At 59.2% G+C, this 23,170-nt stretch carries 20 protein-coding genes; 13 read left to right on the top strand and 7 right to left on the bottom strand.

Annotated features, from left to right (window positions below; all coding sequences use genetic code 11):
• Positions 1–3: 3 nt before the first annotated feature.
• A complete protein-coding gene (locus ACILSR_RS21185) occupies positions 4–405 on the bottom strand; it encodes a PIN domain-containing protein (protein WP_395751791.1) in 402 nt (133 codons plus the stop codon).
• A complete protein-coding gene (locus ACILSR_RS21180; RefSeq protein WP_395751790.1) occupies positions 377–637 on the bottom strand; it encodes a type II toxin-antitoxin system VapB family antitoxin in 261 nt (86 codons plus the stop codon). Before ACILSR_RS21180 ends, ACILSR_RS21185 begins: the two co-directional genes overlap by 29 nt.
• A gap of 117 nt (positions 638–754) precedes the next feature.
• Between ACILSR_RS21180 and ACILSR_RS21175 the strand changes: the two genes are divergently transcribed.
• From ACILSR_RS21175 to ACILSR_RS21160, 4 genes are all read left to right on the top strand, one after another.
• A complete protein-coding gene (locus tag ACILSR_RS21175; RefSeq protein WP_395751789.1) occupies positions 755–3,859 on the top strand; it encodes a PVC-type heme-binding CxxCH protein in 3,105 nt (1,034 codons plus the stop codon).
• 104 nt (positions 3,860–3,963) lie between these two features.
• Entirely contained in the window at positions 3,964–4,860 is an 897-nt protein-coding gene (gene menA / locus ACILSR_RS21170; protein ID WP_395751788.1) for a 1,4-dihydroxy-2-naphthoate octaprenyltransferase, read from the top strand.
• A gap of 13 nt (positions 4,861–4,873) precedes the next feature.
• Positions 4,874–5,839 carry a hypothetical protein gene (locus tag ACILSR_RS21165; RefSeq protein ID WP_395751787.1) on the top strand — a complete coding sequence of 322 codons (966 nt, stop codon included), beginning with the start codon at positions 4,874–4,876 and terminating at the stop codon, positions 5,837–5,839.
• Positions 5,824–6,951, top strand: coding sequence for an AMP-binding protein (locus tag ACILSR_RS21160; RefSeq protein ID WP_395751786.1), 1,128 nt, complete (start codon positions 5,824–5,826; stop codon positions 6,949–6,951). Before ACILSR_RS21165 ends, ACILSR_RS21160 begins: the two co-directional genes overlap by 16 nt.
• A 7-nt stretch (positions 6,952–6,958) precedes the next feature.
• Here ACILSR_RS21160 and ACILSR_RS21155 read toward each other — a convergent pair whose 3' ends face one another.
• On the bottom strand, positions 6,959–7,573 hold the full coding sequence (locus ACILSR_RS21155; RefSeq protein WP_395751785.1) for a hypothetical protein: 615 nt from the start codon (positions 7,571–7,573) through the stop codon (positions 6,959–6,961).
• A gap of 204 nt (positions 7,574–7,777) precedes the next feature.
• Here ACILSR_RS21155 and ACILSR_RS21150 point away from each other — a divergent pair, with 204 nt between their 5' ends.
• Genes ACILSR_RS21150 through ACILSR_RS21135 form a run of 4 tightly spaced genes read left to right on the top strand, consistent with a single transcriptional unit; the run spans position 7,778 to position 9,410 of the window.
• Complete coding sequence (locus ACILSR_RS21150) at positions 7,778–8,017, top strand: glycine zipper domain-containing protein (RefSeq protein WP_395751784.1); 240 nt, start codon at positions 7,778–7,780, stop codon at positions 8,015–8,017.
• Between the two features lie 42 nt (positions 8,018–8,059).
• Positions 8,060–8,371 carry a glycine zipper domain-containing protein gene (locus tag ACILSR_RS21145; RefSeq protein ID WP_395751783.1) on the top strand — a complete coding sequence of 104 codons (312 nt, stop codon included), beginning with the start codon at positions 8,060–8,062 and terminating at the stop codon, positions 8,369–8,371.
• A complete protein-coding gene (locus tag ACILSR_RS21140) occupies positions 8,310–8,933 on the top strand; it encodes a GtrA family protein (protein ID WP_395751782.1) in 624 nt (207 codons plus the stop codon). Before ACILSR_RS21145 ends, ACILSR_RS21140 begins: the two co-directional genes overlap by 62 nt.
• A gap of 6 nt (positions 8,934–8,939) precedes the next feature.
• Positions 8,940–9,410, top strand: a complete 471-nt coding sequence (locus tag ACILSR_RS21135; RefSeq protein WP_395751781.1) for a tRNA (cytidine(34)-2'-O)-methyltransferase — start codon at positions 8,940–8,942, stop codon at positions 9,408–9,410.
• Positions 9,411–9,654: 244 nt separating this feature from the next.
• Here the strand turns inward: ACILSR_RS21135 and ACILSR_RS21130 are convergent, their stop codons facing one another.
• From ACILSR_RS21130 to ACILSR_RS21115, 4 genes are all read right to left on the bottom strand, one after another.
• Positions 9,655–10,368, bottom strand: a complete 714-nt coding sequence (locus ACILSR_RS21130; RefSeq protein WP_395751780.1) for a hypothetical protein — start codon at positions 10,366–10,368, stop codon at positions 9,655–9,657.
• Between the two features lie 204 nt (positions 10,369–10,572).
• Positions 10,573–11,289: a hypothetical protein gene (locus ACILSR_RS21125; RefSeq protein WP_395751779.1), complete on the bottom strand. Its 717-nt coding sequence runs from the start codon at positions 11,287–11,289 to the stop codon at positions 10,573–10,575.
• Positions 11,290–11,331: 42 nt separating this feature from the next.
• Positions 11,332–13,992 (bottom strand): hypothetical protein, encoded by a 2,661-nt coding sequence (locus ACILSR_RS21120; protein WP_395751778.1) that lies wholly within the window; start codon positions 13,990–13,992, stop codon positions 11,332–11,334.
• 101 nt (positions 13,993–14,093) lie between these two features.
• Positions 14,094–16,808 (bottom strand): hypothetical protein, encoded by a 2,715-nt coding sequence (locus ACILSR_RS21115; protein WP_395751777.1) that lies wholly within the window; start codon positions 16,806–16,808, stop codon positions 14,094–14,096.
• A gap of 379 nt (positions 16,809–17,187) precedes the next feature.
• Here ACILSR_RS21115 and ACILSR_RS21110 point away from each other — a divergent pair, with 379 nt between their 5' ends.
• The 5 genes from ACILSR_RS21110 (at position 17,188) to ccoN (ending at position 23,162) form a co-directional block, all read left to right on the top strand.
• Positions 17,188–17,865 carry an ABC transporter ATP-binding protein gene (locus ACILSR_RS21110; protein WP_395751776.1) on the top strand — a complete coding sequence of 226 codons (678 nt, stop codon included), beginning with the start codon at positions 17,188–17,190 and terminating at the stop codon, positions 17,863–17,865.
• A 78-nt stretch (positions 17,866–17,943) separates the two neighbouring features.
• Entirely contained in the window at positions 17,944–19,680 is a 1,737-nt protein-coding gene (locus ACILSR_RS21105) for a glycoside hydrolase family 75 protein (RefSeq protein ID WP_395751775.1), read from the top strand.
• Between the two features lie 91 nt (positions 19,681–19,771).
• On the top strand, positions 19,772–20,059 hold the full coding sequence (locus ACILSR_RS21100) for a hypothetical protein (RefSeq protein WP_395751774.1): 288 nt from the start codon (positions 19,772–19,774) through the stop codon (positions 20,057–20,059).
• A gap of 531 nt (positions 20,060–20,590) precedes the next feature.
• Entirely contained in the window at positions 20,591–20,785 is a 195-nt protein-coding gene (locus ACILSR_RS21095; protein ID WP_395751773.1) for a hypothetical protein, read from the top strand.
• Positions 20,778–23,162: a cytochrome-c oxidase, cbb3-type subunit I gene (ccoN, locus tag ACILSR_RS21090; protein ID WP_395751772.1), complete on the top strand. Its 2,385-nt coding sequence runs from the start codon at positions 20,778–20,780 to the stop codon at positions 23,160–23,162. The genes ACILSR_RS21095 and ccoN overlap by 8 nt, the downstream gene beginning before the upstream one ends.
• Positions 23,163–23,170 lie beyond the last annotated feature (8 nt).

Genomic DNA, 23,170 nt, shown 5'->3' with positions numbered 1-23,170 from the left:
GCATCACAGATCATCGCCGCTCATCGCCACATGGATGCCCGGAATCTCCAGGAAGTGGTGGTCGTGCGTGAGGACCGTGGCCCCCAGGCGCATGGCGCAGCAGGCGATGACGATGTCCGTCAGCGGCAGTATCTTGCCGCTGCCGTCCAGTTTCCACGCCAGATCCTCCGCCTGCTGCCACAGCTTGCTGTCCGTCTGCACATTGATCATCACATCCCAAAAGCCATGGAAAGCCTCCCGCACCTTCGGCAGGCGAATACCCCGCCCCACCTCGGCCCGGATGACGCCACAGATCGCCAGATCTCGGTCCACTGCCAGATAGGTGAGCAGCGGCAGCGGGTTCTTCCCCTGCCGCGTCATGCCGATGTAAAAGCTGCTATCGACGAGTACGGGGCTTTTTTGCATAGGTCACAGGGGTTTCAGCCACACGCATCTCGATGACGTTGTAGCCGTCATCAAAGGCGTTAAGGATTTCTTTCTCCGTCAGGCCGAGGTTGGTTTCCGCCAGCCGCTTCAGGGTGCTTCTCCGATCCACTTCCCTCAATGCGAAGTCCACGGCCTTGGTCTTGCTGGGAATGCCGTGAGCTTTCATCACCCGCTCCAGAAGGGCATCATCAATGTGCATGGTAATCTTCATGCATACAAAGTATGGCATGCATGCCATACTCTCAAGCGGTTGCTCGCTTCTTTTCCTGCCAGCTTTGCCTTCTCATTTGCGATTTAGTCTCCCCCGCTTCAAAAATCCCGCCTTCTCATGCGCCCCACCACGCTTCTCTCCCTGCTCGCCCTCCTCACCTCCGCGCTGCATGCGGACGAGTTCCCCAAGCCCTTAAACACCGAGAAAGGCGATCCCATGCCAGCGGAAGAAGTCGCGCGCACCATGCAGCTTCCCAAGGGCTTCAAAGCCGTGGTCTTCGCCGCCGAGCCGGACGTGCAGCAGCCCATCGCCATGAGCTGGGATGCCAAGGGCCGCCTCTGGGTCGCGGAAAACTACACCTACGCCGAGAACCCCATGCGCTGGGACACCAAGCTGCGCGACCGCATCATCATCCTGGAGGACAAGGACGGCGATGGCAAACACGACGGCCGCAAGGTCTTCTGGGAAGGCGGCAGCTACCTCACCAGCGTGGAGACCGGCTACGGCGGCGTCTGGGTGCTGCACAATGGCACCTTGAGCTTCATCGCGGATAAAAACGGTGACGACATCCCCGATGGCGAACCCGAGGTGCTGCTCGACGGCTTCAATGTGAAGACCATCGGCCACAACATCGTCAACGGCTTGCGCTGGGGCCCAGACGGCTGGCTTTACGGCCGCCACGGCATCACCGACACCTCCAGCGTCGGCGCTCCCGGCACTCCTTCAGACAAGCGCGTGAAAATGAACTGCGCCATCTGGCGCTACCACCCCACGCAGAAGATCTTGGAAACCGTCGCCCATGGCGGCACCAACTCCTGGGGCCACGACTGGAACGAAAACGGCGACCTCTTCATGATCAACACCGTCATCGGCCACCTCTGGCACGTGATCCCCGGTGCCTACTACCGCCGCATGTTTGGCACGCATCTCAATCCGCATGTGTATGAGATCATCGAGCAGACCGCCGACCATTTCCACTGGGACACCGGCTCCGAAAGCTGGAGCGACATCCGCAAAGGCATCAGCAACAAGACCCTCGAACTCGGCGGCGGCCACGCCCACGTCGGCATGCTCATCTACCAGGGCGGCCTCTGGCCCAAAGAATACCACGGTGCCGTCCTCACCTGCAATCTCCACGGCAACCGCATCAACATGGACAAACTGGAGCGCCAGGGCTGCGGCTACGTCGGAAAGCACGCGCCGGATTTCATGCAGGCCCAGGACAAATGGTTCCGCGGCATCGATCTCCTCACCTGCCCCGACGGCAACGTCATCGTCTCCGACTGGAGCGACAGCGGCGAATGCCACGACAACGACGGCGTCCACCGGACGAGCGGGCGGATTTATAAGATCGTGTATGGAGAACAGAAGAAGGCGGCGCCGATCAATGTGGCGGAGATGAAGGATGAAAAACTGGTCGAACTCCTCGGCTTGCCAAACAGCTGGTGGGTTAGACAGGCCAGTCTTGAATTGCAAATGAGGTCCAACGATCTCACGCCAAAAATCAAGACGGTCGCAAACGTCGCCCCTGCATTAAATCCGAATATCGCCTTTCACAATGCCACCAATCGCCTTGGAGTTGCGGATACCATCGATACAGAAACCACCTGCGTTATCGCGACGCAATTGCTGTCTGGGAAATACCGCCATCCCGACGAATCGATTCGTGCCGCAGCAGTGCACATCATTGCAAACACCAACTGGGACGCATGGTCCCAGGAAATCGGGAAGGATCACAAGCTACCAAAGGAAGCGATCGTGACCAATGGGGAGTGGTTCAAAGATCCATCCAAAGACCTTTTCAGAGAGTTGCTTCCTGAAGCGGTCCAACTGGCAACCTCAGAAACATCAGGATTGGTGCGCTTGGCGATAGCCTCTGGCTTGCAGAGAATTCCCCTCGAATACCGCTGGCCCATCGCCACCGCCCTCGCAAAACACGAGGAAGACGCCAACGACCGCCAGCAGCCTCTCATGATCTGGTATGGCATCGAGCCTGCCGTCGCCGCTGATCCCATGAAAGGCGTGCAGTTGATCAAAGAAGCCAAACTGCCCACCGTGCGCCGTCTGGTGACACGACGCATCGCGGAGATGATCGAAGCGAAGCCAGAAGCCGTGGACGCTCTGGTGGCGCTGATGACGGACCAGAAGGACGTGCGCGAAGATGTGCTCGCCGGACTGGCCGCGGGACTCGATGGCTTTAGCACCGCGAAGAAGCCCAAGGGCTGGGATGAGTTTCTTCGCACAGCAGGCGGAGTAGAAGCAGCCAAGGCCGCCACAACCATTCAGAGTCTCTCCGCCGTCTTCGGCAGCGGCCGTGCGGCGGAAGAACTCGTCGCCATCGTGAAAAACGCCGAGGGCGATGCCAATGCGCGCCTCAACGCCTTCAAGAGCCTCACCCGCAGCGCCAAGCCGGAGCTGCTGCCTGTCATCCGTGGACTCATCAATGACAAGGTGCTCGGCACCGTCTCCCGCAGCGCACTGGCCGCCTACGACGACCCGAACATCCCCAAGGCCATGCTCAATCCCTGGCCGGGCCGAAGCGAGGAGCAGCAGGCCGCCACCGTGGCCACCCTGACCTCCCGCCCCAGCTACGCCAAGGCCCTGCTGGAAGCCATCAAGGCCAAGAAAGTCCCCACCTCCGCGCTCTCTCCCTTCCAGGCACGCCAGATCCGCAGCCTCGGCGATGAATCGCTCAACCAACTGCTCACCGAAGCTTGGGGCGAAATCCGCGACACGCCGGAAGCCAAGAAGGCCGAGTTCGCCAAATGGGAAGGCTTCCTCACTGCGGACATTTTGAAGAAGGCAGATCCCTCCAAAGGCCGCATGATCTTCATGGCCGCCTGCGGCGCCTGCCACAAGCTCTACGGCCAGGGCGGGGCCATCGGCCCCGAACTCACCGGCAGCGACCGCCACAACCTGAAGTACCTCCTCGAAAACATCCTCGACCCCAGCGCCGTCGTCCCCGCTGACTTCCGGGTGAGCGTCCTCAATCTCAAAGACGGCCGCACCATCACCGGCGTCATCCCCGAGCAGACCGAACGCACCCTCACCGTGCAAACACCCGCCGAGCGTCTCACCATCGAGCGCACCCAGATCGCCAAGCAGGAGCAGCTCCCTGTGTCCCTGATGCCCGAAGGCCTGCTCACCGCTCTGGGAGACGAAAACGTCAAAAACCTCATCTCCTACCTGATGTCGAACGGTCAGGTCGAAATGCCGAAGTGACGGAACTCAGTCAAAGTCAAGAATCGTCAAGAGGGTCATGAGTCAAGCCTTGACCACGCCTTGACCATCTCTTGACTAGTTCTTGACCTCCCGACTCTTCATCCATGCCCAATCTCCTCGACTGGATCGCCGCCGCACGCCCGAAAACCCTCGGGGCTGCCATCGCGCCTGTCGCGGTTGGCTGTGCGCTGGCGGCGAAAATTTCGGGGACCTTCAACTGGACGCTCGCGTTCTGCACCTTGGGAAGCTGCGGTGCGCTGCAGATTGCCACGAATTTCTTCAATGATGCGCTGGATTCCATCAAAGGTGCGGACACGCAGGCACGCATCGGCCCGCGGCGCATCACCGCCAGCGGTGCGGCCTCGGCCAAAACGGTGAATTTCGCCGCATGGCTGATGCTCGGCATTGCCACCGTGCTGGCGATACCGCTGTTTCAGGCACGCGGCCTTCCCATCCTGTTCATCGGCCTCCCCTCGCTTTATTTTTGCTTCGGCTACACCGGCGGGCCGATGCCGCTGGCGTATCGCGGGCTGGGCGAGCTGTTTGTTATCTTGTTCTTCGGCTTCGTGGCGGTGACGGGCACCGCCTTCGTGCAAACCGGCGAATGGTATGTGGCGGCGGTGGTGGCAGGTTTCCAGATTGGCTGCCTGAGCACCGTCTTGATCGCCATCAACAATTTGCGCGATGTTTCCGAAGACAGCCAGACGGGAAAGAAAACGCTCGCGGTGCGGCTGGGCATTGGCTTTGCACGTGCGGAGATCGTGCTGCTCATCGTCGCGGCGCACGTGGCGGGGATTCACTGGTTTCAGGAGGGCTGGCCGCGCGCCTTCTCGCTTCCATTGATCACCCTGCCCATCGGCTTGTTCGTGTGCTGGCGGGTGATCGCCGAACCACCGGGACCCGGTCACAACCGCCTGCTGGCCCTGAGCGGGGGCCAGCTGCTCCTGTTCGCCGGACTGATGTGCTGGGGCATTGTACATGCGCCGAATGTGATGCGCTGACGTATCTTCCCGCATGCAGTCCTCCCCGATCTACGTCCATGAGTACCTCCTGCGCAGCGGCGTGGCGCTGAATGCGGTGTCCATGCGGCGGGTGTTTGCCGGGGCGCTGATCTTCGTGGACGGCGGCTACGGCTGCGTACATCCCTGGCCGGAATTTGGCGATGCTCCGGTGGAGGAGCAGCTTCGCCTGCTCAGCGAGGGCATCACCACACCAGTGACGGCGATGGCGCTGCGCTGCGCGGAGCTTGATGGTGCCGCACGACGTGCCGGCGTGAGCCTCTTCGAAGGGCTGGAGATCCCGCGCAGCCACTATTCCTGGAGTTTTGCCACGGACACGGAGCTGCAGATGCAGCGCATACTGGAGGAGGGCTGGCCCGCCATCAAAGCGAAGGGATTTGCGAATTATGGCGAAACGATGCGCTTTCTGGAAGGCTGCGCCAAACGCTTTGAAACCCAGGGCGTTCGGTTGAGGGTGGACTTCAATGGTGTGCTGGACCGGCTGACGTTTGAGAAGTTCATCGAGTTCATGCCACTGCGGGTGTACCGCGCCCTGGACTTCGTGGAAGACCCCTTCCCCTACGATGCGACGGCCTGGGAGGCCATGCGCCAGCGCTGGGGCGTGAGGTTTGCATTGGACAAGGCCTGGAAATCCGGGACGGAGGGCTTTGATGCGGTGGTGGTGAAGCCTGCACGGCGAGACTGGCGCACGGTGGCGCAGACGCATCCGCAGCACCCGCTGGTGCTGACCTCGGCGATGGATCATGGGCTGGGCCAGATGTTTGCCGCGTATGAGGCGGCCGTGGCCTGGTCTGAAGGACAGGCGCTGGACTACTGCGGGCTGTGCACGGAGCACCTTTTTGAGAAGGATGCGTTCTTTGAGCGCATCTCGACGCACGGCGGGCACCTGTCCGCGGACCGCAGCGGAGGCGGGCTGGGATTTGGCGAAGTGCTGGAGGGGCTGCCATGGAGACGGCTCTGATCCTGAAACCCGCCTTCTGGGAGGACGGCAGTGTATGGATCGCGCAGCCGGCGGCTGACGAGGAAGGGCGCAGTCTGGCGCAGTTTGCCCGGGATGAGCTGAAAGTGCGGGACTGGTGTTTTTTTCAAACGAGCGGGACGGAAGGCAGCCGCAAGTGGGTGGGACTGACGAAGGAGGCGCTCATGATTTCGGCGCGGGCGGTGAATGAGCATTTCGGAATCACGGCAGGTGATCACTGGCTGCTGGCGCTGCCGGTTTATCACGTGGGAGGGTTTGGAATCTTGGCGCGTTCAGCGGCAAGCGGGAGCAAGGTGACGCAGCTGGAGGGCAAATGGGATGCTGCTGCCTTCGTGCAAAAGTGCGCCGAGGCGGGTGCGACGCTGGCTTCTCTGGTGCCGACGCAGATCTTTGACCTGGTGTCGGCAGGATTGCAGGCACCGGGGACAATGCGGGTGGTGCTGGTGGGAGGCGGAGCTTTGAACCAGGAGCTGGAGGAGGCGGCGCTGAAACTCGGGTGGCCGGTGCGGCGGACGTATGGGATGACGGAGACGGCTTCAGGCGTGGCGGCGCAACGGGACGCAGGAGGAGGCATGGAGGTGCTGCCGATCTGGGAGGTGCGCACGAGTGCGGAGGGCGTGCTGAGCGTGAGCGGCCCGGCGCTGGCCAGGGGCTATGCGATCCAGGAAGGCGGTGTGTGGCGCTGGGAGGACATACCTGCTGATGGCATGCGGACGCGGGACCGGGTGGAGATCTGGCAGAACGCGGCAGGAAAGAGCTGCCTGCGGTTTGTGGGGCGGGAGTCGGGGATCGTGAAGATCCTGGGGGAGCTGGTGGCGCTGGAGCCGATCCAGGACCGGATCGAGGCGCTGAAACTTCAGCTGGGGCTGAGTGGCGCGGATGCGGCGGTGTGTGATGTGCCGGATGGCCGGAAAGAGAGCCGTCTGGTGCTGGCGGTCAGCGGTACTTGTGTGTCGGATTCGGCAAAACTGCAAGCGAGTCTCAACAACGCACTGAGGCCGCTAGAGCACATCCATGATGTGCGGCTGGTGCCACGGATTCCGCGGAGCGAGCTCGGCAAGGTGAAACTGTCCGAGCTCAGGGGGCTGCTATGAAGCCGGGTTACTTCGGCTCTTTCGGAGCGGAGCCGTCCAGAGGGGTGATGACCGGACGATCCTTCATCTCAGGGGAGATGAGGTAGTTCTTGGGATTGGAGGGATCTGTGACGAAGGAGATGAGGAAGAGCTCTTCGATGCGGTCGGTGAGGGTTTCCTGTGAGGTGCGGACGGTGGCGTGGACGTAGCCTTTGTCCTTTTCATCGACGAGGCCCAGGACGGTGATCTTGAGGGTTTCCTGCTTCCGCTTGGTGGCTTCGGGGGTGAGCTTGAGCTTTTTGTGCCAGGCTTCACGGTCCACCTGGTAGAACTCCTGAGGGGACATTTTTTCGAGGTCGCTGACGCCTTTGACGTTGTAACCGTTGAGCATGTTTTCCTCGTCGGTCATGGTGGGGGCCTGACGGATGATGCTGACGGTTTCCTGCTGGCGGCGCTCAAGGGAGGCGGGCACGAGCATCTGGGCGGCGGTCTTCCAGTCCTGCTGCACGACGGCGGTGAGGTACTTCTTCACCATGACGGCGCATGGGTGATCGAGTGGCAGCTGGTCGGCCTGAGCAGGGAGAGCGGAAATGCTGAGGAGGGAGACGGCAAAGAGGCTGCGAAGGAAAAGGGACACTTGCATGGGAAGTTGGAGAAGGAGGCGGGGAGGTTTTGTAAGCTCTGGCAGAATGCGCGTCAAATAAAGAAAGACGGACAAGACCGGAGGTTTCAGGAGGTGCGAATTGAAGGCAGAACCAAGCCCGGCACAAAGGATTTTGCTTTTCTTTATGAACAAACCGGGCGTATTTCACGACAAAGCATTCTGCTTGATCATAAAACAAACATTATGAAACACCTCATCCTCACCCTCATTACTGCCACTTCCATGGTTTCCTGCGCAACCGGACCGGGCGCACAACAAGGTGCCGTCATTGGCGGCCTCGGTGGCGCAGCCGTCGGCGGCATCATCGGCTCTCAAAGCGGACGCGGCCTGGAAGGCGCGGCCATCGGTGCCGGGCTCGGAGCGCTGGGCGGCAATGCCATCGGCAATGCTCGTGACCGCCGCAATGGCTACTACTATCGTTAAGAAGCAGCCATCCGCATCGTACGTTTACTCCCACTCAACATCATGAAGAATACTCTCCTTACCCTCCTTACCGCAGTGTCGCTGGTTTCCTGCGCTTCCGGTCCTAATGCTCAGACGGGTTCCGTGCTGGGTGCCCTTGGTGGCGCTGCAGTCGGCGGCATCATCGGCTCCCAAAGTCATCGTGGGCTTGAAGGCGCTGCGATCGGTGCCGGTCTCGGCGCCTTGGGCGGCAATGCCCTGGGCAATGCGCGTGACCAGCGCAACTATCAGCAGGGCTACGGTCAGCCGGGCTATGGCCGCCAACCACAGCAGCGGGGCTACTACGACAACAACGGCCGCTACCATTACTATTGATCGAAACGCATCCTTTGCTTGCAGAGGAACGATCCCCGGAGAGCCTCACCTGATGATTTCAAAATTGGGTGAGGTTCTTCGATTTATACGTGATAACAACTGGCGTTCGATTCTGGCGCGACTGAATGCGCGCGATACGGATCCGCTGATTCAGTTCATCAAATACGGAATCTGTGGCATCGGCTCGCTGACCCTCACCACAGCGATTTTTTACTGCCTCTCCAGATGGGGGATGTTTCCTGCGCTGGTGAACAGCGGTGTGTCCGATGAGGTGCGTTCCGTGAACGTGACCTACAACAACATCATCTCCTTTTTCTTTGGCAACATTTTTGCCTATGTGACCAACTCCCTGTGGGTGTTCACTCCGGGGAGGCACCACCGGGTGCTGGAGTTTCTTTATTTCACAGCGGTGAGCTCTGTTGGTTTTGCCATCGGCCTGCTGGCCGGGCCGCCACTGATCCGGATGTATGGCATCAGCACTCTTTCTGCGCAGTTGCTGCTGATTGTTTCATCCACTCTGGTGAACTTCATCTGCCGGAAGTTTTTTGTGTTCAAAGGCTGACGCCCGATGCTGAATGTGGTTTTGTTTCAGCCGGAGATCCCGCATAACACGGGAGCAATCGGGAGGCTGTGCCTGGCGACGCGGGCGAGGCTGCATTTGATCAAGCCGCTGGGGTTCTGCCTGGATGACAAGCAGCTGAAGCGTGCGGGGCTGGACTACTGGCAGGAGGTGGAGGTGCGTGTGTGGGAGGACTGGGAGACGCTGAAGAAGGAGATCCCGGCTGAGGCGGCTTGCTGGTTCATCGAGTGCCAGGGGGAGAAGGTCTATTGGGAGGCGGATCTGAGGGCGGCGGAGGAGATTTATCTGGTGTTTGGGCCGGAGACGAGGGGCATTCCGGTGTCGGTGATGGAGCCGGAGAGGTGCCTGCGGATTCCGATGGAGGGCACACGGAGTTTGAACCTGGCGACGGCAGCGGGGATTGTGATGTATGAGGCGGTGCGGCAGAGGAGCGGTGGATTTATGATTTACGATTTATGATTTATGATTTCCGGAGGTGGGGCGAGGGATGCGAGAGAGAGAGAGATGGGACGGTTGGTGGGTTTGGGGATGCCGGAAGGTGGGACCACGGATGGCACGGATTGACACGGATGCCTGAGACTGCTGTGTGTTTGAGGAGAGATTGCCTGCAGACGGGTACATTCTGAATGCGAAGGAGCCATCGGGATGAAGGGGGCGAGGGGAAATGGGTATTGTCAATTTTTTGCCTGACCCGCTTTTTCCGCTATTTCCGCCGACGCCGAACCAGAAATCCAACAATGAGCAGCACAAGGGCTGCTACTGAGACCCAGGGAATCCATGCCACGGGTTCTTGACCCTCCAGCGGCGGAGTCACCACTGACAGTTGCGCCTTGGGTGGACTGGCAGTGGGGGGTGCCGGATTTGGTGGGACCACCGCAGCAGGGACTGGGTTGGGAGTGGGCTTGGCGGACTGCTGCTGCTTGGCCTTCATCAGGGCTTCCAGCTTGTCAGCAAACGCGAGCCTCTTCTCGGGACTGTCAAGCAAGGTATAGTCAATGGTCCAAACAGGAAAATAATCAGTTAGCACACGGCCTAGATGTTCCATCAACATCGCCCGCCTACCGTCGAGCATGGTATAACCGTCCAACCAAAGATTGCTTCTCCCACCGTCACGCAGCATCATGAGCATCTGTTTGCCACGAAATACTGGATCCCGGCTTTCCATCATTCTCTGGCAACACCAATGATTACAAGAGTTCAGAGACCAGCACAACGCAACCAGGTCATCCCTCCCGCTGGCATAAGCAGCATCCACAAATTCAAATGAGCTTTTTCCTTCGCCCAAGTTTTCGGCGATCTTGCGCAGTTCTTCGATGCTCTTGCCTTGCAGGATGTTGGAGGTCGGCTTCGGCTGCTGGGAATGGGCCGTGACGGCCAGCGAAGCCACCAGAATCAACAGGGTGCGAAAGGCGTTCATAGATTGGGGAACTCAAGGGGTGGCTGGTGGATCAAAACTGGAATCACTGGTCGTGTCATCTTCCCATCGATTGCCAGCGGTGAATTGAAAGTGCGCCCTGTGGTGCCAGCGGCCATCAGCAGGGTCGGAGATGCGGAACCAGACACGCCCTTTGGTCCGCGTCGATGCCGAGCTTGTCGCTTTTTGGCCAATGCTTGGTTTCCTCTATTTCCGCCGACGCAGAACCAGAAACCCACCAATGAGCAGCAGCACGGCTGCTGCTGAGACCCAGGGAACCCATGCCACGGGTTCTTGCCCCTCAAGGGGAGGAGCCACCACTGGCAGTTGCGGCTTGGGCGGACTGGCAGCATTGGGCGCTGGATTCGGTGGTGCCACCGCAGCAGGGGCCGGGCTATGAACGGGATTGGTAGACCGCTCACGCTTGGCCTTCATGAGTGCTTCGAGTTTGTCAGCAAATGCGAGACGCTTCTCAGGGGTATTGAGAAGCGAGTATTCAGGATTCCAGACAGGAAAATAATCTTTCACCATACGCCCCAAAGCTTGCATCAATGTCGCCTGTGCACCGTTGAGAAGGCCGCTGCCGCCGTCTGGCCAGCCACTGTTTGCACCACTATTGCGCAGCATCATGAGCACCTGTTTGTCTCGAAACACAGGATCCTGGCTTTCTTCCAATCGTTTAAAGCACCAGTAGCCACAGGTATTCAGAGACCAGCACAATGCGACAACTTCATCCCGACCACTGGCATAAGCAGCTTCCACAAATTCGAAGGAGCTTTTTCCTTCACCCAAGCCTTCGGCGAACTTGCGCAGTTCCTCGATACTCTTCCCTTCCAGAATTTTTTTACTCGCGTTAGGCTGCTGGGCAAAGGCCATGCCAAGCTGCAAGACCAGGAGAATTAGCAGGGAGCGAAAGGCGTTCATCAGATGGAAAATCAAAGGTTAGTATACGGGCTTGGTGGCTGATTAAAAACTGGAATCGCTACCGTTGGTTGTGTCATCTTCCCATCGATTGAGAATATTAAACTGAAAGTGAGTCCTGTGATGCCATCGCCCCTTCGTTGGGTCGGAGATACGGAACCAGACACGTCCAGAAGTTCTCATGTTATCCCAAAGCTGAACCCGGGCAAATTCGATAAAATCAAGGTCGATACCGAGCTTGTCTCCCTCCTTCTTCCCCCATTTCTCCAGTCCTCCTTGTGAAGGACTATCTACAGATGACAAGCACCCTACTGGGTGATTGAGCCAATCGTAGGGAATGTTTCTTTCCACATACGGATTGTCATCCTCATCATTAGCTGTTGATAAAGGAGGGTCGTCATTGCCTTCCACATCACTGAGTTTTCCAGATGGGAACGGAACAGGGGTCACGTCGGAAAAAACTTTTGAGGGCTTTGTATCAGGTTGTTTTTCGCAGAACTTTGGTGGCCATTCGATGGCCAGCTCATTTTTAAGAATACCCTGTGGGTTTTTTATCGTTATTTGCATCTGCCGAGAAACATCCCATTTGTCTCTGGCCGAATCTGCTTTGACAGATTGGCTAGCTTGATTCGTTGGAGAAGGCTTGTTATAGCCAGGCACTCGGTTGTTTGGCTTTTTGTCGTCGGCTGGGCCCGTTAAATTAGGAATGTCGGCATTCTGAACATTGCCAATAATCGATGGTGGCAAGATTTGGAAACGGAACGTCACCCCGTTTAGACGCTCAATTATCCCCAAGGGGTTCAGGATATTAACTGAACCATACCTGAACCACGAGCCACGCTCCGAAAGGTTTCTCCCAGATATTGTGCGATCAACCTTAGCAAGCGCCTGGTTCGCGGAGAAGTATTGAGGCGTTATCTCCGTCCACACCACCCAGACATGCATTTTGATCTGGTCGGCGGCAGGATTGCCGCCCTTGGGGCCAATCGAGACGACGGCGTGGCGGGGTTTGTCGCGCCGCACGTTGATCCGAAGTGGATCGCCAGGAATCGGCACTAAAAAGTTGGTGTCTAGGGGGTCGTCTGGGTTTACGCCGTGCCACTCCAACTTCAGCTTTCCATTCTGGTCATAGTCTGCGTCAGTCACTCCTTCGGCGCGGAGCGTCACATAGTCCCAATATATCTCATCCGTCTTCTTGGGTGTGACAAAATGCTGAGTACCCTGCTGGCTGGCGATCAAATCCCCCCTTATAGGGTTGTTCGAGACAGCCGTGCCCGACACGGCCATTGACAGGAATAGTGAAGGCGCCAGTCCCATTGCCAAGACCGGGTCATACATGGATTCATCCGGCAGGATCTTCACAGGCTGGAGATGAACGCTGAGCAATTCATTGTCGCTGGTGGAGGGCATCACATAAAGCCAGTCGCCCAGGGTCTGTCCTTTACTAACCGTCATCTTCACGGATTCGACCGACTTGACGGTCGGGTCAGGATAAGTCCAGTAGCCGTCGCTGAAGATGTCCCAGATGTCGTACGGAGTCCAAACGGCATGAGCGGTGTCCCACTGATAAGTGATTTTGAGATAGGTCTCTTCGTAGGCAGTTGACAGGGGCGCAGGCAGACGCACGCGGTAGCGCTTCCAATTGGCTGACCAACCGACCTTCTCCGTATTGCCAGTCGTCTTGTCCCAACGGTTGATAATAGGAAACCACGAGCCGTTGGGAACAACCTCTTCAGGCCCCAACTGAGCATCGTATGCGTCCACGATCCATGTTGCGCGCCCTTCCTGCTGCCAATGCTGGTCAGAGCCTTGAACGCCGCTGGGATAGCTTTTCAGGGCAGTGAATGGAGAAGCACTGGAAAATTTAGAAACCGAGCCGCTTCCTGAAGCGTCGAACCACTCGTGGACGCTGTACCAGCGGTTGTTAGGATTCGGTGCCCCGGTGTTTTCAGTGAGAGACCAAGTGTCGCTTGCCGCGTAGGAGTCAGTATCGTATGTGTGATGATGGGCCGCAGCGGCAGCTGTGGGCAGGCTTGTCCCATCCGTAGGCGAGCTTCCAAAGCTCACTTCTATCTGGTCATTCCAGCCATCTCCATCAGTGTCGCGTCTCGTGGGATCTGTGGAAGCCTGCATTTCTTCCAAGTTGGTTAATCCATCAAAATCGGAGTCGTCATCGATATCCACACTGGTAGAGCCAAAGTACTGCTGCGCCCAAGCATTGAATGCCTTGTGGATTGCCGTAGCGGACAAATCAAAAGCAAACACCGTTTTCAACTGCCCTATGTTGACCAGTGCGTAGTCATCGGCGTTTATGCCGGTCCACGGATAGGTGTTTGGCAGAATGGAGCCTACGGCTGCGAGACGGTCATAAAACGGCCTGGCCACGGTTTTGAGCTGGCCCAATGTCAGGACGGCAAAATCATCCCGTATCACCCCATTGGGGGGCGTAGTCCATTGAGCGATCATGTTGGTGATCGTGGTGTCGGCGCCAATGGGCAAGAGCGTGCTGTTCATTTCATCAGCAGCTTTCCTGGCGATGGTTTTGAGCTGTCCCAGATTGGCGAGCGCATAGTCATCTGTGAAGGAACTAGATCTGAGCACATTGCGGGTCGTCCACCAGCCGGGGGCTGCCGCAATGGCAGTTTGCAAGGAAATCCCGACGAACAGCAGCAGCGCAATGACTTCGCGGAGGAGGCTGCAGCGCAAGCAGCAGAAGGAGTTTGATCTCATTGCTTAAAAGTAATTTGCGTTTTAACGGCCAGTCTTTGCTGGACTTAAAGTTGTGCTGGCGTGCCACAGATTGTTACTCACGGGGCAGTCATGCCAGGGGGAGATGTTTTGAAATCATCGTCCATGTCAATGTCGCCGCCGGGTCGCACGCGGAGCACTCCGTTGATTGTACTGATGCCGCCGGGTGTAGGATCGAGCACGACGCCTGCATTCCCGCTGGTGCGGTCGTAGAGGGTGAGCTTGCTGCTGGCATCGAGCTTCATCACTGGAAGAGGGGGCAGCCCGCTGGTGGCTGCGGCGCGAGACCACTGCCACTGGGCCAGAGGGCGAGCCAGAATGCTGGAGAGGCTGGCGGTGAGGGAGCCGGCGATGGTGACGTCCTGGAACTGGAGAGCGGCCCCTGCCATGGCGGCATTGTCAATGAGGGCACCGAAGCTGAACACGCTGCCGGTGATGTCGAGGTCGGCGTCGAAGGACTGGAGATTGTTGCCAAGAGGGGTAAAGTCGAGCCGCTGACCGTTGTACTGGCCGGAGTAAACGACGCTGCCATCGCTCAGGCGCGCGCTGCCGCGCACATTGCTCAGGGTGCCGGTGATGGGGCTGCCGGTGCCCTGAACGGGGTCGGTGACTGTGACGACATGCAGACCGGTGGCCGGATCTGGGGCGGTAACGGTCATTTGCTGGGAGATGCCTTCCAGGGTGGTGTAGTAGCCCAGATAGGTGGAGACGCCGGTGGTCTGATTTGTGCCGGTGTAGCGCCAGACGTCCCCATTGACGATGAAGGTGGCGGGCAGGCCGGTGGTGGAGGCTGGCTGCAGAAGGCCCCAGTAGGCATAGTTGGCATTGGGATCGACGCCGTAGATTGGCAGTGGGAAGCCGCTGGCGGGCGTGCTGGTCTGGAACAGATGGGTCTGTGAGCTGTAGATGCCGGTGGTGCTGGTGGCGGTGCTGTAATTGGTGTGGGTGGCAGTGTAGGGGGTGGTGGTGCTGCCATCGGTGCGCAGTTTGAAGAGCCAGGGGGTTTGATCTGAGAGCACGCTGCTGCCGTAGTAGGCGGCGGTGGTGGCGGTGTGGGTGTCTTCTGTGGCGGTGCCGAGATAGACAAAAGTGTGATTGCTCATGAGCAAGGCCGGGGGCATGCCGGTGGGAGCGGCGCTCCAGGAAAGGTGGAGTGTGCCGTCGGCATTGGCTGCGACGACTGGCACCATGACTCCTGAAATGGGCTGACCGGCCTGGTCCAGTGCCTGCACGAGGAAGACGCCGACGGGGTCCTTGCTGCAGGTGCCGCTGAAAGCGCCGGTGGCGTCCGTGCCTGCGAGTGTCCAGGTGCTGCTGCCGGTCAAAGTGAGGCTGTGGTTGTTGGGCGCAGCTGAGGTGTAACTGGTAGGGGTGGTGGGATTTTGCTGGTATAACTCGCCGCGGACCCAGAAGGCGGGCGGGCCGTAAATGGACGGCTGGTCATCCTCTTTGAAAATGTCATTCTGTGATACGGAGAAAGTTCCGTTGCTGTATGTGCCTGAATAGTTAAGACCACTTCGATATAGTTTTACCGTGGCGTGATGTGTGTCTGCGGTGGTGCCCAAGAGGGTCAGCGTACCGTAGCCTGGGTTGACATAGGTATCAGCGCGGTTGCCCAGACTGTCCTGAAAGCCTCCGGCGAAGGCGTAGTCGGAGTAGTTCACACTGATGAGGGTGGCGGTGCCGGTGAACAATGGAGCGCTGTGATTGGGCTCAGCATTTTGCAGCACGTGGCCGCTGAGGGTAAAGGTGCCATCCTGCCCGAGCGCTCCGGTGCCGCCACCGGCACTGGTAATGGTGACTGCGGCATTGCCATGGGTGACGAAATAGTCCTGCGCGAGCGCGCTGACCGTGAGTGTGACGCCAGCGCCGCCGTAGGTGTCTGCAACGAGGCCTGCCGTAGTGATGGAACCGGACTGCCAGTTGAGCAACTTGCCATCGAACCATAGCTGCGGTCTGGCAAAAGTGGGGGCCGTGCGTGCGATCCACGTGATTCCGGTGAGGGAACTACTGGGCACAGTGGAAACTGCGTTAGACGTCATGCTTCCCAGATGCGGATCCCAGACTTTCAATTGGTAATGAGGAGTGCCGTAGGTAGAGGTGGAAATAACCTGCAGTGTGCTATCGCCGGAACCAGTGTAGTAGTCGGTCCAGCCTGCATCGATGGAACCACCGTAGTCATCTGTGTAGCTGGTGGATTGGGCAGGATTGTAGGTGAAGATGTTGCCAAATACAGTGAATGATTGCTGACCGCAGAAGGGTGTGGTGCCGCCGGAAAAGGTGGAGTGAGATTCATCACCCAGCCACCAGCGGTGAAGGCTGCCATTCGGACCGCTGTAATCATCAAAGCCTGTATAGGCCAGGTAGGTCACGTCATCGGTAAAACCCACCGAGTAACTTCCCTGCTTGTGGTGATGAGTGTAGGTCACTCCATTGATCTGCCAGGAAGCATCTTCGGATAAGTCGATCTGGCTGTCGCCATACACTCCTGCGCTGAGATATCCGTCCACTGCGCCAGCGGAACTGGTACCACTGACGGTGGCGACATCCGGACGACCAAGCATGCCGGTGACGGTGACCGTCTGGGACGTGGCGTTGGTGTAGGTGTCGTAATGCCAGGTGGCGTCTTCGGTGGCCGGACCGGTCCAGGTGAAAACTTCGCCATGAATCGTCAGGGTGTTGCCGGAGGCGAACATCGGCGCGGTGGTGTCGGCATGAACGGCTGCGGGCAGGATGAGGAGGGACAGCAGCAGGGAACGCAGGGGAGACTTCACGGAGGTCAAAAACTGGCTAAGGGTTTCACGGATATGCACTCAGCGCATTCCGTTATCTTCTAGTCATTAGCCTCGTCTTTTTGGTGACAGATTTGAAATATTTCACCTACCATGTCCTCTCAAGTAAATATTTCGCTTATGTTTAATAGGATTTTGTTCCCATGTGCAGCTTACTACGTAAAGGCGGCGGTGATGAGGGCGCCTTGTGGAGTCGCGAGGAACTAGGGCATCCACTTTCTCTACGGACCGGCATTTATACCTAGCTTGAATGGCGTTGTGAGTTTGAAGCGACGGAAGGGGGATCGTGGCTTGACGGGGTGGGGTGTGTGCGGGAGCGTGGGGGATTGTTTTTTGCCCCCTACTTTTTCCTTTTTTATTCATGAGCCAGGAAGCAGCCCCACTCGCCGCGCACGATGTGCACCGTACATATCATTTAGCGGGGCATGATCTGCCGGTGCTGAGGGGGGTGAATGTGGAGGTGGCGGCGGGGGAGAAGGTGTTTCTTTGCGGGCAGTCGGGGGCGGGCAAGACGACGCTGCTGTATGTGCTTGGGGGTCTGGAGCAGCCGACTTCGGGGGATGTGATGGTGCATGGGCGCTCTCTATATAAGGCGGAGGCGGCGGAGCGGGCGCGGACGCGAAACAAGGTGATGGGTTTTGTGTTTCAGCATTACTTTCTGCTGCCGGAACTGACGGCGCTGGAGAATGTGGTGCTGCCTTCGATGATCGGGGGGAAGAAGGCGGAGGCGCGGGCGCGGGAACTGCTGGACAAGGTGGGGCTGACGGCGCGGCTGCAGCATCTGCCGACGGAGCTTTCGGGGGGGGAGCAGCAGCGGGTGGCGATCGCGCGGGCGCTGATCAACAATCCGGGGATCATCTATGCGGATGAGCCGACGGGGAATCTGGATGCGAGCACGGGGAGCGGGGTGATCGACATGCTGATGCAGGTGGTGGATGAGGCGAAGAAGACGCTGGTGGTGGTGACGCATGACCAGACGCTGGCGAAGCGGGGCGACCGGCGGCTGCTGCTGAAAGAGGGCAGACTGGAGGAAGGATGATACAGTCGCACTGAGGCTGAAACGAGATTAGATTTCTGCACGCATATGTCTTTGGATTCTCCCCTGCCCGACCCGGAAATGCCAGCACCGTATGAACCGCAGCAGCGGAAGCGGGGATGCTTTGGCTCGATGCTGCGAATGATGTTTCTGCTGGCCCTGCTGATCGGGCTGACGCTGCCGTTTACGCCGTATGCGGGGAAGATTAAAAAGGGGATCCAGGACATCGTGGCTTCGGCGCGGAGCACGAAGGAGCGGGTGGTGACGCGGGATGTGATGAGGGATGTGATCAAGGAGATCCCGGTGGTGAAGGAAGTGACGAAGGAGGTGATCCGGGAGGTGCAGCCGCCGCTGCCGGAGAAGTACATTCCGCGCAAGGAGATCGATGTGGCGAAGCTTTTCAACGAGATCACGGTGAAGACGAAGCTGGTGACGGAGGAGGGCGGCTTTGCGAGTCTGGAGAGGCTGGATCCGGAGGCGTACAAGGCGGAGTTTCAGCTGAGCATCCGGGTGCCGAAGGCGAACCAGACGCTGGAGGACCTGTCCAGGATCAACAAGAACCTGCCGGCGATTTTGCCGGGGCTGGAGGCGATGCTGACGAAGAGCAAGGTGAGCGGCTTCTACCACAAGCTGTATGAGAACAAGACGAGCCGGGTGCAGAATGATCTGACGCGGCTGAACAAGGTCCTGGACCGGCACAATTTTTATGACACGGAGACGATCCTGGAACTGACACACCCGGCGACGCAGCGGAGGGCGCTGCTGATTCAGTCTGAGATGGATGTGGTGGCGGATGGCTCGGACGGGGACCGGATGCCGACGCTGGCTGAGTACATTTATCTTTCGGATTACTACCAGCCGTTCACGAGCTATGCGTGGGCGAAGACGACGAAGACGCCGAACCCGCTGCTGGCGAAGTGGGAGGACCGGCTGGCGAAGGCGCAGGAGGAATTTTCGAAAAAGGGACTGAGCTCGGCGCGGAACCGGGAGCTGAGCGTGATGATCAACCAGCTGAAGGTGGAGATCGGGGAATTTAAAGCGCGGAGCAGCCTGATCGCGGAGAAGGATCCGTTCATTGTGATCTCGCTGCTGTTCCGGGGGTATGGGGACCAGAACAAGTTTACGCCTCAGATCGGGGACTATGCGGCGGTGATTCATGAGGGGAAGATTTATCCGGCGATCTGCGGGGACTACGGACCGAGCTTTAAGATGGGGGAGGCGTCTCTGCTGATGGCGAAGACGGTGAATCCGAAAGCGACGCCGTACGTCCGGCCGGAGAGTGACCTGAAGGTGACGTATCTGATTTTCCCGGGGACGGCGGAGAAGGAACGGAGTGCGCCAGATCTGGCGAAGTGGCAGGAGAAGTGCCAGGCGCTGCTGGGTGAAGTGGGCGGGGTGGGCGCGGGGTATGCGCTGCATGTGTGGGAGGATCCCTTCAAGAAGCCGGAGCCGCCACCGGTGCCGGAGACTGCACCTGCGCCTGTGACGACGATGCCTGCGGCTGCGGCTGCGGCTGCGGCTGCGGCTGGCACGGGCACCGGGACGGGTGCGGCTGCTGGTGCGACGACGGCGGCAGGAAGTGATGCGGCGACGCCGGGGGTACCGGGAACGATTTCGGGGACGCCGGCTGTGCCTGGAGCGGGTGCTGCTGCTGGTACCGGGACGAGTCCCCTGCCCGGCCCGGCGACGGGGCCGATTGTTTTGACGCCGGTGACGCCGCCGGTGGGTGAGGCTGCCAAGGGTGGTGAGGCGAAGGCGGGTGATGGAAAGGGAACCACCAAGGCGGGCGGGACGAAAGCAAAGGCGAAGAAGAGGTGAGGGATGTGAGCCAAGGGGCATGTATTTTGACACACCGAATACTCCAGCCTGCCTCAGCCTGTGGCTCGTATTTGCGGGCATTGTTTAAACCATGGCGCGTTATGCGCCGTGGTGGTGTCTTCCGCTTGGGCATCTGGCAGTCGCGATGATCTTGAATGAGGTACACGGCCTGTGGATAGACCAAGAAATGCGACGGCCGGGTTGGGATGGATTGCCGGACCTGGACATTGTATTTGCGATCGGCGTGATGACGGAAATAGGGTTTGTGAGCGGAATCTTGCTGCCGGTGACAGCGCTGGGGCTTTATCTCAAGTGGCGGGAGGTGCGGAGGGCGCGGCAAGGCGTTCATCACGGAGCGCTGGGAGTGTCGTTTTTGTGAGAAGCTGAGGTGATGGGAAGGCTCGATCCGAGACCGCTGGACGAAAGCGGGCGAGGGCGATGGATGGATGGCTCGCTGACGGTGGGCAGAAGGGGGGCTTTAAGGACAGGCATGGGAAGGTGCGGAGCGTCGTGGGAGTGCGGAGCGCTGCGGCATCGGAGTGCCGCGCTCCCAGGGATGTCTGCTGGAGTGCGGCAGGCTTCACGGCGTACGGACGTCCTCGCAGTCGGGCGGTTTGGCGGAGGATGTGATGAGGCATGGGAAGACCTTCGGCGCCAAACACAACCGACCTACGACCGAAGCGTGGCGCGCAGTGCGGGAACAAGGACGCTGGCTTTTTGCCGAGGTATTTCAAACACGGCGTGGACCACAACTGGAGCGATGGCGTTTGTGTGGGGAAAGTGGCTGCGCGTTGCACGTTTTTTGCGCAGTGCCACAAGATCGGGTGAGGCTATACCAAAGGGGGGGGAGCAGGGTGGAGGGATCTGCGCTTCTGTGGACGCAGCGAGAGCCAGTGCTCCGCGATCCCTCATGGAAGTTTTTGCCGTCACCATCTTCGTCAGCCTGATGTTCGCCGTTTTGTTTGCGGCCCTTTATCTGGCGGAGCGGGTGCAGCGGCGGCGGGGCAGCATCGAACAGGATGCGCTGCTGCCTCTCGATGAGCCTGAGGGGGCACGGATGACCGTGCCAGCATCCCGACCCCGCACCCCGTTTCCCCATGACTAGTACCGCAGCCACCAAAGTACCCATTGAGTTCAACGACAAAGTCGTGCGCCAGTTTATGCTGGCATCGATCATCTTCGGCGTCGTTGCCATGCTCGCAGGCGTGTTCATCGCCAGCCAGCTTAACTTCCACCAGCTGAACCTGGCCGAATGGCTGACGTTTGGCCGCCTGCGCCCGCTGCATACAAATGCGGCGATTTTTGCGTTCGTGGGCAACATGATGTTTGCGGGGATCTACTACTCCACGCAGCGGCTGTGCAAATGCCGGATGGGCAATGACACGCTGAGCGCGATCCACTTCTGGGGCTGGCAGGCGATCATCGTGGCGGCGGCGATCACGCTGCCTCTGGGCCTTTCCCGCGGGAAGGAATACGCGGAGCTGATCTGGCCGATCAACGTGGCGGTGGCGGTGATCTGGGTGGTGTTTGCAGTGAACTTCTTTCTGACGCTGCACAAACGCAACGAGCCGAGCCTGTATGTGGCGCTGTGGTTTTACATCGCGACGATTGTGACGGTGGCGATGCTTTACATCGTGAACCATCTTTCGATCCCGACGAGCTGGACGCACAGCTATGGTGTGTTTGCCGGGGTGCAGGATGCGCTGGTGCAGTGGTGGTACGGGCACAATGCGGTGGCGTTCTTCCTGACAACTCCGATCCTGGGGATCATGTATTACTTCCTGCCGAAGGCGGCGGAGAGGCCGGTGTATTCCTACCGGCTGTCGATCGTGCACTTTTGGTCGCTGGTGTTTCTTTATATCTGGGCGGGTCCGCACCATCTGCTGAACACGGCGCTGCCGAAGTGGCTGCAGATGCTGGGGATGTTTTTCAGCCTGATGCTGTGGGCGCCGAGCTGGGGCGGGATGCTCAACGGCCTGCTGACGCTGCGCGGCGCGTGGGACAAGCTGAGGACGGATCCGGTGATCAAGTTCTTCATCGCGGGTGTGACATTTTATGGTATGTCGACTTTTGAAGGGCCGCTGCTTTCGATCCGCGCGGTGAACTCGCTCTCGCATTACTCGGACTGGACGATCGGCCACGTGCACAGCGGCGCCCTCGGCTGGAACGGATTCATGGCGGCGGGTCTCTTCTACTGGCTGGCACCACGCTTGTGGAATACGCGGCTGTATTCGGTGAGCATGGCGAACTTCCACTTCTGGATCGGCACGGTGGGCATCCTGCTGTATGTGGTGGCGATGTGGATCAGCGGCATCATGCAAGGGCTGATGCTGAACCAGGTGACCGCGGACGGGCTGGCGGTGAAGAACACTTTCCTGGACACGCTGCAAGCGATCCGTCCGCTGATGGGGCTGCGCGTGATTGGCGGCGGGATGTTCCTGCTGGGCTGGATCGTGATGTGTGTGAACCTGTGGAAGACGATCCGCAGCGGCAAGGCGGTGAATGAAGTGCGCGAAGTGGCGGTGCTGCAACGTGGCACGAGCGACACGATGGGCATGAAGGAGACATTCTTCAACGACCCGACGGCCTGCACGTTTGGCGCGATGCTGCTGGTGTTTGGCTGGATCTTTCTGCCACCGGGTGCGGATATCGCCTCGCTGGTCTGCGCATGCATTTTTGCCTTCCTGGCGGTGAGGCGCTTTCAGAAGACGAGCCACACGTGGGCGCTGTGGTATGAGAGCCTGCTGCACAACTACCTGCCCTTCACGGTGCTGACGTTTGTGGCGGTGGTCATCGGCGGGCTGATCCAGCTGATCCCGACTGTGACAGTGAACACGGCAAAGAACATGGAAGACCGCCTGCAGAAGCTGTATGAGCCGCTGGAGCTGGCGGGCCGTGACATCTATGTGAGCGAAGGCTGCTACAACTGCCACTCGCAGATGATCCGCACGCTGGTGCCGGATGTGATGCGCTACGGCGACTACTCGCGCCTGGGTGAGAGCATTTATGATCATCCGTTTCAATGGGGATCCAAGCGCACGGGGCCGGATCTGGCACGTGAAGGCGGACAGCGCCCTGACTCGTGGCACTACGAGCATCTGATGGATCCACGTGCGATGTCTCCGCAGTCGAACATGCCGCCGTATGCACACCTGAGCACGAAGCCGTTTGATCAAAAGTCGCTGCCTTCGAAGATCGCCGTGCTGCGCCAGCTGGGAGTGCCGTATCCGCCGATGGACGCGACGGAGATCAAGATGAAGGCGCTGGAGCAGGGCGTGAAGATCGCCACGGAGCTGAAGAAGTCGAACATCGTGGTGAGGCCGGACAGCGAAATGGTGGCGGTGATCGCCTACCTGCAGAAGCTGGGACAGTTTGAGCAGCCGAAGGTGGAAGAGGCGCTGGCAAAGAAAGGACAGGGCGTGCCCTTCCCGCTGGCACCGGTCAATCCTGACAAAGCCCGCCGTGCGAACGGCGCCGAGTAAACCCCAAG

This window comes from Prosthecobacter sp. (genome assembly GCF_044222565.1).
Classification (GTDB): Bacteria; Verrucomicrobiota; Verrucomicrobiia; order Verrucomicrobiales; family Verrucomicrobiaceae; genus Prosthecobacter.
This window is presented reverse-complemented; position numbering and strand designations above follow the sequence as displayed.

Bases quoted from the DNA above. Each gene is read 5' to 3' on its own strand.
- ACILSR_RS21185 (WP_395751791.1), bottom strand. From the start codon at position 405: ATGCAAAAAAGCCCCGTACTCGTCGATAGCAGCTTTTACATCGGCATG.
- ACILSR_RS21180 (WP_395751790.1), bottom strand. From the start codon at position 637: ATGAAGATTACCATGCACATTGATGATGCCCTTCTGGAGCGGGTGATG.
- ACILSR_RS21175 (WP_395751789.1), top strand. From the start codon at position 755: ATGCGCCCCACCACGCTTCTCTCCCTGCTCGCCCTCCTCACCTCCGCG.
- menA (WP_395751788.1), top strand. From the start codon at position 3,964: ATGCCCAATCTCCTCGACTGGATCGCCGCCGCACGCCCGAAAACCCTC.
- ACILSR_RS21165 (WP_395751787.1), top strand. From the start codon at position 4,874: ATGCAGTCCTCCCCGATCTACGTCCATGAGTACCTCCTGCGCAGCGGC.
- ACILSR_RS21160 (WP_395751786.1), top strand. From the start codon at position 5,824: ATGGAGACGGCTCTGATCCTGAAACCCGCCTTCTGGGAGGACGGCAGT.
- ACILSR_RS21155 (WP_395751785.1), bottom strand. From the start codon at position 7,573: ATGCAAGTGTCCCTTTTCCTTCGCAGCCTCTTTGCCGTCTCCCTCCTC.
- ACILSR_RS21150 (WP_395751784.1), top strand. From the start codon at position 7,778: ATGAAACACCTCATCCTCACCCTCATTACTGCCACTTCCATGGTTTCC.
- ACILSR_RS21145 (WP_395751783.1), top strand. From the start codon at position 8,060: ATGAAGAATACTCTCCTTACCCTCCTTACCGCAGTGTCGCTGGTTTCC.
- ACILSR_RS21140 (WP_395751782.1), top strand. From the start codon at position 8,310: ATGGCCGCCAACCACAGCAGCGGGGCTACTACGACAACAACGGCCGCT.
- ACILSR_RS21135 (WP_395751781.1), top strand. From the start codon at position 8,940: ATGCTGAATGTGGTTTTGTTTCAGCCGGAGATCCCGCATAACACGGGA.
- ACILSR_RS21130 (WP_395751780.1), bottom strand. From the start codon at position 10,368: ATGAACGCCTTTCGCACCCTGTTGATTCTGGTGGCTTCGCTGGCCGTC.
- ACILSR_RS21125 (WP_395751779.1), bottom strand. From the start codon at position 11,289: ATGAACGCCTTTCGCTCCCTGCTAATTCTCCTGGTCTTGCAGCTTGGC.
- ACILSR_RS21110 (WP_395751776.1), top strand. From the start codon at position 17,188: ATGAGCCAGGAAGCAGCCCCACTCGCCGCGCACGATGTGCACCGTACA.
- ACILSR_RS21105 (WP_395751775.1), top strand. From the start codon at position 17,944: ATGCCAGCACCGTATGAACCGCAGCAGCGGAAGCGGGGATGCTTTGGC.
- ACILSR_RS21100 (WP_395751774.1), top strand. From the start codon at position 19,772: ATGGCGCGTTATGCGCCGTGGTGGTGTCTTCCGCTTGGGCATCTGGCA.
- ACILSR_RS21095 (WP_395751773.1), top strand. From the start codon at position 20,591: ATGGAAGTTTTTGCCGTCACCATCTTCGTCAGCCTGATGTTCGCCGTT.
- ccoN (WP_395751772.1), top strand. From the start codon at position 20,778: ATGACTAGTACCGCAGCCACCAAAGTACCCATTGAGTTCAACGACAAA.